The organism is Janthinobacterium sp. HH104, from assembly GCF_001758715.1.
Lineage (GTDB): Bacteria > Pseudomonadota > Gammaproteobacteria > Burkholderiales > Burkholderiaceae_D > Janthinobacterium > Janthinobacterium aestuarii.
Genome location: NZ_LRIB01000041.1, coordinates 25,144 through 37,192, shown reverse-complemented (window position 1 = coordinate 37,192; position 12,049 = coordinate 25,144). Strand labels below are relative to the sequence as shown.

General features: G+C 63.2%; 8 protein-coding genes. 6 read left to right on the top strand and 2 right to left on the bottom strand.

The features are described 5' to 3' along the window. Positions 1–40 precede the first annotated feature (40 nt). Positions 41–2,890, bottom strand: a complete 2,850-nt coding sequence (gene ppc, locus JAB6_RS18730; protein WP_070304048.1) for a phosphoenolpyruvate carboxylase — start codon at positions 2,888–2,890, stop codon at positions 41–43. A 243-nt stretch (positions 2,891–3,133) separates the two neighbouring features. Between ppc and hemC the strand changes: the two genes are divergently transcribed. From hemC to JAB6_RS18710, 4 genes are read left to right on the top strand one after another with little or no spacing between them, the layout of a single operon-like run. Next, entirely contained in the window at positions 3,134–4,138 is a 1,005-nt protein-coding gene (gene hemC, locus JAB6_RS18725) for a hydroxymethylbilane synthase (RefSeq protein ID WP_083292807.1), read from the top strand. Beyond that, the gene (locus tag JAB6_RS18720; RefSeq protein WP_070304149.1) at positions 4,131–4,913 is read left to right on the top strand and encodes a uroporphyrinogen-III synthase; all 783 of its coding nucleotides are present in this window, start codon (positions 4,131–4,133) and stop codon (positions 4,911–4,913) included. Before hemC ends, JAB6_RS18720 begins: the two co-directional genes overlap by 8 nt. Continuing rightward, a complete protein-coding gene (locus JAB6_RS18715) occupies positions 4,910–6,058 on the top strand; it encodes a uroporphyrinogen-III C-methyltransferase (RefSeq protein ID WP_058049383.1) in 1,149 nt (382 codons plus the stop codon). Before JAB6_RS18720 ends, JAB6_RS18715 begins: the two co-directional genes overlap by 4 nt. A gap of 4 nt (positions 6,059–6,062) precedes the next feature. Continuing rightward, a complete protein-coding gene (locus JAB6_RS18710) occupies positions 6,063–7,259 on the top strand; it encodes a heme biosynthesis protein HemY (protein WP_080698801.1) in 1,197 nt (398 codons plus the stop codon). Positions 7,260–7,348: 89 nt separating this feature from the next. Here JAB6_RS18710 and JAB6_RS18705 read toward each other — a convergent pair whose 3' ends face one another. Then, positions 7,349–9,775, bottom strand: coding sequence for a membrane-bound PQQ-dependent dehydrogenase, glucose/quinate/shikimate family (locus JAB6_RS18705; protein ID WP_070304047.1), 2,427 nt, complete (start codon positions 9,773–9,775; stop codon positions 7,349–7,351). A gap of 611 nt (positions 9,776–10,386) precedes the next feature. Between JAB6_RS18705 and ppa the strand changes: the two genes are divergently transcribed. After that, positions 10,387–10,929, top strand: a complete 543-nt coding sequence (gene ppa, locus JAB6_RS18700; RefSeq protein ID WP_034786159.1) for an inorganic diphosphatase — start codon at positions 10,387–10,389, stop codon at positions 10,927–10,929. Between the two features lie 145 nt (positions 10,930–11,074). Next, positions 11,075–12,043: an IS1595 family transposase gene (locus tag JAB6_RS18695; protein WP_070304046.1), complete on the top strand. Its 969-nt coding sequence runs from the start codon at positions 11,075–11,077 to the stop codon at positions 12,041–12,043. Positions 12,044–12,049: the final 6 nt, after the last annotated feature.

The window sequence follows — 12,049 nt, the reverse complement described above, 5'->3', positions numbered from 1 at the left end:
GCGGTGCCGGCCCCTGCCTGCCGATGGCAGTTTGACGTGATCAGCCCGTGTTGCGCAGGCCTGCCGCCACGCCATTGATCGACAGCTGGATACCGCGGTGCACCCGTTCGTCGACTTTACCGGCGTTGGACAGGGTGCGGTTGCGCTTGATCAATTCCACCTGCAAGTGGTTCAGCGGGTCGAGATAGGCGAAGCGGTTCTGGATCGAGCGGGCCAGCAGCGGATTGCCCGCCAGCCGTTCCTTATTGCCGGTGATCAGCTCCAGGCAGCGCAAGGTGTTGCCATGCTCGTCCGTGATGCGCTTGTAGATGCGTTCGCGCAAGCCCTGGTCCGCCACCAGTTCCGCATAGCGCGAGGCGATCGCCAGGTCCGTCTTGGCCAGCACCATGTCCATGTTCGACAGCAGGGTGGCAAAGAATGGCCATTCGGCGTACATGGCGCGCAGGGTGGCGATCCTGTCATCTTTCGCATCGCCGTCGGCCTGATTGATCCAGGCTTCGATGGCGCTGCCGAAGCCGAACCAGCCCGGCAGCAGCAAGCGGCACTGGCCCCAGGAAAAGCCCCAGGGAATGGCGCGCAAGTCTTCGATACGCTGGTTGGCCTTGCGCGAGGCGGGGCGCGAACCGAGGTTCAGCTCGGCGATTTCCGCAATCGGCGTAGCCGAGAAGAAATACTCCGTAAAGCCTGGCGTTTCATACACGAGGTGGCGGTAGGCGTGATAGGCGAGGTCCGACAATTGCGCCATCACGGCTTCGAACTGCGCCAGCTGGCCGTTGCGGGCCGGATTGGCTTCCTGCGGCGCCAGGCTCGCTTCCAGGGTGGCGGCGACCAGCAATTCCAGGTTGCGCCGGCCGATTTCCGCGTTGGAAAACTTCGAGGCGATGATCTCGCCTTGTTCCGTCAGGCGGATCTGGCCGTTGACGGTGCCCGGCGGCTGGGCCAGGATGGCTTCGTAGCTGGGGCCGCCGCCACGGCCCACCGTGCCGCCGCGGCCATGGAACAGGCGCAGCTTGACGCCGGCCTTTTGAAAGTCGGACACGAGCGCCAGTTCCGCCTTGTACAGTTCCCAGTTCGACGTGAGGAAGCCGCCATCCTTGTTCGAATCGGAATAGCCGAGCATGACTTCCTGCAGCTGTCCCTGCTTGGCGATCAATTGTTTTACCAGGGGCAAGGCCATGACCTGGCTCATGATGCCGGCCGCGCGCTGCAGGTCGGGGATCGTCTCGAACAGGGGGATGACCATCAGCTCGCACGTGCTGTCGCCGTCGCCTCCGGCCTTCCAGTCGGTGCGCAGCAAGCCTGTTTCTTTTTGCAGCAGCAATACTTCCAGCAAGTCGGACACGGTTTCCGTGTGCGAGATGATGTAGTTGCGGATGGCCCGCGCGCCGTAGCGCTGGCGGATGTCGCGCGCCGCGCGCAGGATCGCCAGCTCGGAATCCGTTTCCGTGGCGTAGGCAATGTAGGGCGAGTACAGCAAACGCGGCTGGGCCAGTTCGTTCAGCAGCAGCGCTTGCTTGTCTTCTTCGGACAGGGACGTGTAATCGGCGGCCACGCCGCTTTTCGCGAACAGGTCGGCCAGCACGCGCTCGTGTACGTCCGAGGTCTGGCGCATGTCGAGCGACGCCAGGTGGAAGCCGAAGATGTCGGCCGCGCGTGCCAGGGTCGCCAGGCGCGGGCGCACGAGGGCAGCGCCGTGGTGCGATTCGAGCGAGGCGACGATGGTGCGCAGGTCGGCCACAAAGGCGGCCGCGTCAGGGTAGGCGGCCGCCGCGCCCACTTCCTTGCGCAGGATGTTGGTGGCGCCCAGCGCGCGGGCCGTGGCGGCCAGGCGCGCATAGATGCCGATCAGGGCGCGGCGGTAGGGCTCGTCGCTGCGGTGCGGCGAAGCGTCCGGCGACTGGTCGGCCAGCGCCTGCAGTTCGGCGCTCACGCCTACCATCAGGGTCGAGACGGACAATTCCGCACCCAGCGCGTGCACTTCGTCGAGGTAGAAATCGAGGATGGTGGTGGCGTGGCGCGCCAGTGCGTGCTGCATGGTGCCCGCGTTGACGTTCGGGTTGCCGTCACGGTCGCCGCCGATCCAGCTGCCCATCTGCACGTAGGCGGCATTAATCGGTTCTATCGTGCCGTCGCCGTTCGGGTACTCGGCGGCGATGTCTTCCTCGATATCGTCATACAGGCCCGGCAGTTCGCGCAGGAAGGTGATGCGGTAGTAGGACAGGGCGTTTTCGATCTCGTCGGCGACCGTCAGCTTCGAGTAGCGCAGCATGCGCGTCTGCCACAGGGTGGCCACGCGCGAGCGCAGCAGCTGCATGTTGGCTTGCCGTTCTTTCGGCGTCTGTGGCAGGTCGCGCTCGGCCAGCAGGCGGGCGATGTCGTGCTCGGCGTCGAGGATGCTCTTGCGCTGTACTTCCGTCGGGTGGGCCGTCAGCACGGGCGCGATCAGGGCGTCCTGGAAGAAGGTGTCGACGGTCTTGCGCGGCACGCCGGCCATGCGCAGTTTTTTCAGCGCGAAGCTGACGCTGCCCTTTTGTGCCGGGGAGCCGGCCAGCAGGTGGGCGCGGCGGCGGCGGATGTGGTGCTGGTCTTCCGCGATGTTGGCCAGGTGCGAAAAATAGGAAAAGGCGCGCACGACGGAAATCGTCTGTTCGCGGCTCAGTTCCTTGAGCATGGCGTCCAGTTCCAGGGCCGCGTCCGCGTCCGCTTCGCGGCGGAAGCGCACGGAAGTCTGGCGTATGGTTTCCACCACATTGAAGACGGCGTCGCCTTCCTGTTCGCGCAGCACGTCGCCCAGCAGGCGGCCCAGCAGGCGGATGTCTTCTTTCAGCGGCGCGTCCTTGTCGGAACCGGCCGCTGGAACTATTTCTGGTGCTACTGCGTCATTGAGCATAATAAAGAACCAAAGTAAGTGTAAAAGCAAGGGAATGTGGATCGCACCGGGCGTTTGGCCGCAGAGGGGAGGGGGCGCATGATAAAATTTGTGGTCTTCAACATGGACGCTAGCCTGACTTGGCCTTCTAGGCCAAGGGATAACGATTATAGCGACGCCGGGCGCCATTCCGATACAAATTGATATCGGACGGGCGAAATGGCAACGATAATGACAACGACAGCCACAGCGAAAGAACTTGTTTTGAAAGCATCCGAATTGACCCCGAACGAATTGAATATTCCTGCCCGCCTGGTGATCGCCACGCGCGAGAGTCGTCTTGCCATGTGGCAAGCTGAACACGTGCGTGCGCGCCTGGCCGCCCTGTATCCGCAGTGTAGCGTTGAAATTCTCGGCATGACCACACGCGGCGACCAGATTCTGGACCGCGCCCTGTCCAAGGTAGGCGGCAAGGGCCTGTTCGTCAAGGAGCTGGAAGTGGCGATGGAAGAAGGCCGCGCCGACCTGGCCGTGCATTCGCTGAAAGACGTGCCGATGGAGTTGCCTGAAGGCTTTGCCCTGGCTGCCATCCTCGAACGCGAAGACCCGCGTGACGCGTTCGTGTCGAACGATTACGCCAGCCTGGCCGAGCTGCCGCATGGCGCCGTCGTCGGCACCAGCAGCCTGCGCCGCCAGTCGCTGATCGCCGCCCGTTATCCGCACCTGACGATTTTGCCCTTGCGCGGCAACCTCGATACGCGTTTGGGCAAGCTCGACCGTGGCGATTACGCCGCCATCATTCTGGCCGCCGCCGGCCTGAAACGCCTGGGACTCGAATCGCGCATCCGCGCCGTGCTGGCACCGGAAGACAGCCTGCCGGCCGCAGGCCAGGGCGCCATGGCGATCGAGATCCGCAGCGGGCGCGCGGACGGTGCCGACCTCGTGCGCCTGCTGGCGCCGCTGAACCACGCGGCCACGGCGCAAGCCGTCACGGCCGAGCGCAAGGTGTCGAAGATTTTCGGCGGCAGCTGCCAGATCCCGCTGGCCGCGTTCGCTACAGTCGAGGGCGAACAGATGCGTTTGCGCGCCATGGTCGCCACGCCGGACGGCGCGCGCATGGCCAGTGCCGACGTCAGTGGCCCGACGGCCGCACCCGAACTGCTGGGCGAGCAAGTGGCCGAACTGCTGCGCGGGCAAGACGCCGCCGGCATCCTCGCCTCGTGCGCCGTCACACCCGACAATCATGAAGGCCTGGCGCCGCATGCCTGACACCGTGGTGATCACGCGGCCCGCGCAACAAGCGGGGCCGCTGGCCGCCCACATCGCGGCGCTGGGCTTGCCCGTGCAGCTGCTGCCGCTGCTGGAAATCCATGCGCTTGACGGCGAGGACGAATGCGCGCACTTGCAGGCCGTGCTGGCGCGCCTGCGCGATTTTGACCTGGTGGCGTTCGTCTCGCCGAACGCCATCGATTGCGTCTTTGCGCACTTGCCCGCGTGGCCGCCAGGTGTGCCGCTGGCCGTCGTGGGCGAGGGCAGCAAGATGGCCCTGGCAGCGCATGGCGTGACGGACGCCAACGCGGCCATCACCAGCCCGCTCGACACGGCGCGCAGCGATTCCGAACATTTACTGCTGGCGCTGGACTTGCCGGCCCTGCGCGGCAAGCGCGTGCTGATCGTGCGCGGCGATGGCGGACGCGATTACCTGGCCGACGGCTTGCGCGCGGCCGGCGCCGAAGTCGAGTTCGTCACGGCCTACCGCCGCAAGGTGCCGACGCTGACGCCGGCCTTGCGGGCGACCCTGGAAAATCTGTTGCAGCATAATAATGACTGGATCATCACCAGCTCGGAAGCGCTGCGCGGTTTGCTGGCGCTGCTGGGCGAAATGGATGCTGAAAAGACGGCTGTTGTAAAAATGCAACAGCAGCATCTGATCGTGCCGCACGCCCGCATTGCACAAACGGCGGCGGCCCTGGGTTTTGCCCGTGTCACCCTGACAGGATCAGGCGACGCAGGAGTGCTCGCCGCGTTACAATCACGACCATGAACGAAATGCCTACACTCTCCGAACCGAATGCAACGCCTGGCAGCGCCGTGAAGACGGCGCCGCAGGCGGCCGACCAACCTGCCGGCCGCGCGCCGACCTTGCTGGAACAGCTGCAAAAGCCCATGAGCATCGCCGTCATCGTGCTGGCCGTGCTGCTGGCTGCGCAAAGCTGGTCGACCAGCAAGCAGATCCGCAACCTGCGCGAAGAAGTGGCCAAGCGCCTGCAAAAGGGCGATGTCAGCAATGCCGAAACGGGCGTGCTGGCGCGCAACGTGCAAGAAGGCACGAAAGAGCTGGAAATCAAGGTGGGCGCGCTGGAAAACCGCCAGAGCGAAACGCAAAGCCAGCAGCTGGCCCTGGAACAACTGTATAACGACTTGTCGAAGAACCGCGACGAGTGGGCGCTGACGGAAATCGAGCAAGTGCTGTCGACGGCCAGCCAGCAGCTGCAACTGGCCGGCAACGTGCCCGGCGCGCTGATCGCCCTGCAAAATGCGGACCGCAGCCTGTCGCGCTCGGACAAGCCGCAATTCATCACCATCCGCCGCGCCATCGGGCGCGACATGGAAAAACTCAAGGCCCTGCCTAGCGTCGATTCGACGGGCGTAGCCCTGCGCCTCGACGCCGTGATCGCCCAGATCGATTCCTTGCCGATGCTGTCCGACGAAACGCCGGCCTTGCCGGCCGCGCCGGAAAAACCGGGCAAGGCCAAGCCCGTGCGCGATGCTGCCGGCAAGCTGGTGGGGCCACCGGCGCCGGAACCGATGCTGCAAAAAGTACGCGACGGCTTCAATACCTGGAGCGGCGACATGTGGGCCGACGTGCGCCAGTTGATCCGCATCCGCCGCGTCGATACGCCGGAAGCGCTGATGCTGTCGCCGACGCAATCGTATTTCTTGCGCGAAAACGTCAAGCTGCGCCTGCTCAATGCCCGCATGGCCTTGTTGTCGCGCAATGAAACGGCTTTCCGTAACGACTTGATCGCTGCGCAGGATGCGCTGGCCAAGTATTTCGACACCCGCGCCAAGAGCACGCAGACGGCGCAAGCACTGCTGCGCCAGGTGCAGGGCAGCAACCTGGCCATCGAAATGCCAACCTTGTCCGACAGCCTGACGGCTGTGCGCAACTACAAAGCGAAGTCCTGAGCCCATGCGTCTATTTCTCTGGTTACTCGCCCTGATGGCCGCGGCGATCGGTATCGCCGTGACGGCCCGTTTCAACCCCGGCAACGTGGTGCTGTTCTATCCGCCGTACCGCATCGATTTGTCGCTGAACTTCTTCCTGCTGCTGCAAGTCGTGCTGTTCGTGCTGCTGTACTTGCTGGTGCGCGCCGTGCGCGCCACCGTGCGCATGCCGGCGCAAGTGGCGGCCTACCGCCAGCGCAAGCGTGAGCGCGATGGCAACAAGGGCTTGCGCGAAGCCTTGAAAGCCCTGTTCGAAGGCCGTTTCGGCCATGCCGAGAAGGCCGCCTTGCGGGCCGCCGAACTGGAAGAAAACGCCGGCCTGGCCGCGCTGATCGGCGCGCGCGCCGCGCACCGCATGCGCCAGTCCGAGCGCCGCGACAGCTGGCTGTCCCGCGTCGAAGGCGATGCCAGCCTGAAGACGGCCCGGTTGATGACGGTGACGGAATTGCTGGTCGACGACCACCAGCCGGAAGCGGCCCTGGCCGCCGTGCGCGAACTCAATGCCAGCGGCACGCGCCACATCCACGCGCTGCAATGGTCGCTCAAGGCCGAACAGCAGGCGAAGAACTGGCCGGAAGTGCTGCGCCTCGTGCGTTCGCTCGACAAGCACCGCGCCCTGCATCCGGCCCTGTCGTCGCGCCTGCGCGAGCTGGCATACGACCATTTGCTGTCCGACCCGTCGCATGACGCGGAATCGCTGATGCGCGTGTGGTCCACCGTGCCCAGCAGCGACCGGGTCAAGCCGTACATCGCCTGCCGCGCCGCCACGGCCCTGAATGCGCGCGGCTTGCACGATGAAGCGCGCCTCGTGTGCGAAGAGTCGCTGGCCGCCGACTGGGACGAGCGCGTTGTGCGCGCCTACCGCGAAGCGGCGGCGCCAAGCGGCACGCCGGCCCTGCTGCTGCAGATCGAGCATTGCGAGCAATGGATGAAACAGCGTCCGCTCGACGCGGAACTGGCGCTGACCCTGGGCACCTTGTGCCTCAAGCAAAAACTGTGGGGCAAGGCCCAGCGCCACCTGGAGCAGGCCTTGTCGGACGCGAACGAGCCGCAGATGGTGCGCGACGCCCACCTGAAGCTGGCGCAGATGCACGACGCCTTGCAGCAGACGGAACAGGCTGCCGCCCATTACCGGCAGTGCGCCCTGGCAACCATCCTGTAAGCTATTTCTTCAGACGTAAAAAAGCCGTTCAGTGCAGACTGAACGGCTTTTTTTTGCGCTGCTAGCTTGCTACTTTACTTCTTCGCGCTTTACTTTTTCGGTACGGCGGCGCCTTCGGGCAAGGCATACGCGACCAGGGTATCGCTCATCTTCGTGCCCAGCGAACCGTGGCCGCCGGCCATGACGACGACGAACTGGCGTCCCGACTTGTTCGACACATAGCTCATCGGCGTAGCCTGGCCACCGGCTGGCAAGCGGGCTTTCCAGATCACTTTGCCGTTGCTGACGTCGTAGCCGCGGATGTAGTAGTCGAGCGTGCTGCTGAGGAAGGTCACGCCGCCACCGGTGGTGACCATGCCGCCCAGGCTGGGCACGCCCAGTGGCAGCGGGATCGGCACGGGACCGCTGTCGCGCGTGGTGCCGTTCTTGTGCATCCACACTTTTTTCATCGTGCGCAGGTCGACGGCGGCCACATAGCCCCATGGCGGTGCCTGGCATGGGAAGCCCAGCGGCGACAAGAAGGCCTTGATTTCCACGGCGAACGGGACGCCCGTCTGCGGCTGCAAGCCCATTTCGCCACCGGTGCCGCCCTTGGCCGTCGTTTCCGCGCGCGGTACGAGTTTTTCCAGGAAGCCCATGTAGTCGGGGTTGACGATCAACAACTGGCGCACGGGATCGATGGCCGCGCCACCCCATTCGAAGATACCCAATGGGCCCGGGGAGATGACGGCGCCCTTGCCAGCCGTTTGCGGCGTGAACGGGCCTTCATAGCGGCGTTCCTTGAAGATGATGCGGCAGGCGAGCTGGTCGAACGGCGTCGTGCCCCACATGTCCGCTTCGTTGATATTGCGCTCTGGCAGGAACGTCAGGGCCGAGAATGGCTGCGTGGGCGACAGGGTGTCGCCGGCGGCAGGATTGCTCGTCGGCACGGGTTTTTCCGGCGCCGGCACGACCAGGCTGCCATCGCGGCGGTCGATCACGTAGATGTCGCCGCGTTTTGTCGTGGCCACGACGGATGGCACTTTGCCTTTCGGCGTGTCGATGTCGACCAGGCTGGGCTGGCCGCCGATGTCCATGTCCCAGATATCGTGGTGTACGGTCTGGTAGACCCAGCGCACTTTACCCGTCGCCAGGTCCAGCGCGACGATGGCGCTGTTGAATTTCTCGCCATTCTTGTTGCGGTTGCCGCCCCAGGTGTCGGGGGTTTCATTGCCCATCGGGATGTAGACCATGCCCAGCTTTTCATCGATGCTGGCCACGCCCCACGAGTTGGGCGAGTTGTTGGTGTAGTTCTTGCCTTCAGGGAAAGGCGCCGTATCTTCCGGCGTGGCCGGGTCCCAGTTCCACATCAGCTTGCCGGTGACGGGATCGTAGCCGCGGATCACGCCCGATGGCTCTTCTGTCGAGTGGTTGTCCGTCACGCTGGCGGCGATCACGGCCATTTTCTGCGATACGGCCGGCGGCGAGGTCGGCATCAGGAAACCGCGCTTGATCATCGCCATGTTCTTGTACAGGTTGACGACGCCGTTGTTGCCAAAGCTCTTGCACGACTCGCCCGTATCGGCGTTGACGGCGATCATGGTGCCATCCATGGTGGGCGCCAGGATGCGGCGCGGACATTCCATGCCGGCAGCTTCGGGGGCTGGATTGTTCTTCGCGCGGCCCGCGTTCACGTCCCAGTACGCCACGCCGCGGCAGATCATGTGCTGGTAGCTGGCCGCGTCGCGGTTGATCTTCGGATCGTGGCGCCAGATTTCCTTGCCCGTGTCCGGGTTCAGGGCGATGACGATATTGTGCGGCGTGCACAAATACAGCATGTCATTGACCTTCAGCGGGGTGACTTCGTTGGCGATCTCGCCCGGGTCGTTCGGTCCCTTGAAGTCGCCCGTGTGGTAGGTCCAGGCTTCTTTCAGGCCGGAAATATTCGCCGGCGTGATCTGCGCGGCCGGGGCATAGCGGTCGCCATAGCCGGAGCGGCCATACGCGGACCAGTCATTGTGCTCGACGCCGGGTGCCAGGTCGCCCGTGGCGGTGGCGGCCATGTTTTCGGCAGGCACGTCGCCATGCAGGTCATGGTAGTCCTGGAACAGGGCGATGACACCGGCGATGACGGTCAGGGCCACGGCGGCGGAAAGCGCCGTCTTGCCCGCTTGTCCCTGTTTCGCCGCGGCGGCTGGCGCCAGGCGGCGGTTGACGAAGGGCAGCAGCAGCCAGACGGCGGCGGCAAACCAGATGTCGAGGCGCGGCAGCAATTGCCACCAGTCGAATTTCACTTCAATGACGGACCAGATGAGAGTGGCGATCAGCAGCATTGCCATGAACGGTTGCGCGCTGCGCTTGCCCTGGAACACCAGCGCGCCGGCAACGAGCATGCCGATACCGGCCAGCAGGTAGTACCAGGAGCCGCCCAGAGAGGCCAGCCAGATGCCGCCGCCCAGCAGGGCGAGGCCAAACAGAATGAAAATAACGCCGGTGACCTTTAATAAAGGCCCGGGCCGGAAAGAGGGAATCATCATATTCCTTTTTGCAAGGATTTATCGGTGGCGCATGATGCGCCATATTGAATCTAGCGAAGGCTTTGTTTGCAGAGTATGCGAAGTTTTGGAAACACCAGAATGTGACAGTTTATCAGAATTGATGATTGTCTTCTGGTCGTGCCATTTTTTGGAAGGTTCGGCATTTGAATAAATAAATGCTTCAAATAGGCGCAAATATTATGCTGGAAGAGGGGATTCCCGGGCTGGAGGGCGGTATTGAAGCGGCTGCGTCGCCATGCGTCCGCATTGTGGGGAGAATAAGACTGGCGCTGTTGTTATAATTGGCTGCATAAAATGCAATATCAAATATAATAACCATGTTTGCCGCATGGTGATATTGAAATGAAAATAGGTGGATATTGACGGAATTAATTCGGGACTGACCGTAGTAATGCTTAAGTGTTTCTACTTATTATTTTCGGTGGCCTGTTTATACTCCCGCTGGCAGGCTACGCATTCCAACGGGCCGGGCGCGTCACTGTTGCTGGCAGGACGCGCAAAACGCCGGCGGGCCGCTGCTGCGTCGCACAAGCGGCCTGTACTTCGCTATAATTGCGCGGTTAAAACACCACCCGCTAATGAGGAATCCCATGAGTTTGAATAACGTCTCTTCCGGCCGCGACCTGCCGAACGATTTCAACGTCGTCATCGAAATCCCGATGAATGCCGATCCGATCAAGTACGAAGTCGACAAGGAAAGCGGCGCGATCTTCGTCGATCGCTTCATGGGTACCGCCATGCATTACCCGTGCAACTACGGCTACGTGCCGAACACCCTGTCGCCGGATGGCGACCCGGTCGACGTGCTGGTCATCACCCCGTTCCCGCTGATCCCTGGCGTGGTCGTGCGCTGCCGTCCTATCGGCGTGCTGAAAATGACCGACGAGTCGGGCGAAGACGCAAAAGTGCTGGCCGTGCCAGTCGACAAGGTCCTGTCGATCTACAGCCACTGGCAAAAGCCGGAAGACTTGAACGAACTGCGCTTGCGCCAGATCCAGCATTTCTTTGAGCACTACAAGGATCTGGAAAAAGGCAAATGGGTCAAGATCGATGGCTGGTATGGCCCTGAAGTGGCCAAGGAAGAAATCCTGAACGGCGTTGCAGCGTTCAAGACCGACGCCGCCAAAGCCTAAGAACACCGAGTAAGAAGAACGCTCCCCGCCAGTCATGGCCGGGAGCGTTTTTTTAGGCTCTGTCATCGGCAAATAGGGGAAATGCCGGAATCTTCCCTTGGTTATGTTGTCTAACTCTGCATACTCACCACGCAGGGAGCAGATCATGCAGCCAGCCGAATGGATCAGCTTTATCGCGCAGTTTGCGCAGTTGAACCGGCGCCAGCGGCAGGCAGGAATGACCCTTCTGCGTGGCAACTATCCACACGACGCGACCGTCGCACTGCTGGAAAGTGCGGTGCAGCCGCGATTGGCCTGTCCCGCCTGTCACTCGGCACACCTGCACCGGCACGGCCATGCGCACGGCTTGCAGCGCTATCGCTGCGTCCCTTGCGGGCGCACCTTCAATGCGCTCACCGGCACGCCGCTGGCGCACCTGCGCCATAAGGCGCTGTGGCTCGACTACGCCGATTGCCTGCTGGCATCGGATTCCGTGCGCAAGGCGGCGCGCCAACTGGGCGTACACCGCAACACCACGTTTCGCTGGCGCCACCGGTTTTTATCGCTGGCAAAGACGGACCGGCCGCATGGCCTGCACGGCATCGCCGAAGCCGACGAGTTATATCTGCTGGAATCGGAAAAGGGAGCACGGCAGATGACACGTCCGGCGCGCCGCCGTGGCGGCCATGCCCGCCAGCGCGGCATTTCCAATGAGCAGGTCTGCATCCTGGTGGCGCGCGACCGCACGGGCCAGACCCTCGATTTCGTCACGGGTAAAGGAGCGCTGACCAAGGCGCAGTTGCACCATTGTTTGTTGCCCATGATCGACAAGGATGTCCTGCTGGTCACCGATGGCCATGCCGCCTATCGGGCTTTTGCCCGGGAAGCGGGTATCAGCCACCAGGCCGTCAACTTGCGCGCAGGCATCCGCGTACAGGGCGCCGCCCACGTGCAGAACGTCAACGCCTATCACAGCCGTTTGCGGCAATGGCTGGGTCCGTTTCACGGCGTGGCGACGCGCTACCTGCCGAACTACCTGGGATGGCGCTGGATACTCGATGCCAAGCGCATCCGCTCACCGGAAACATTATTGAAAGCAACTTTGGGCGCGTTCCCACATCTGGCGGTGACATAGCTTTTT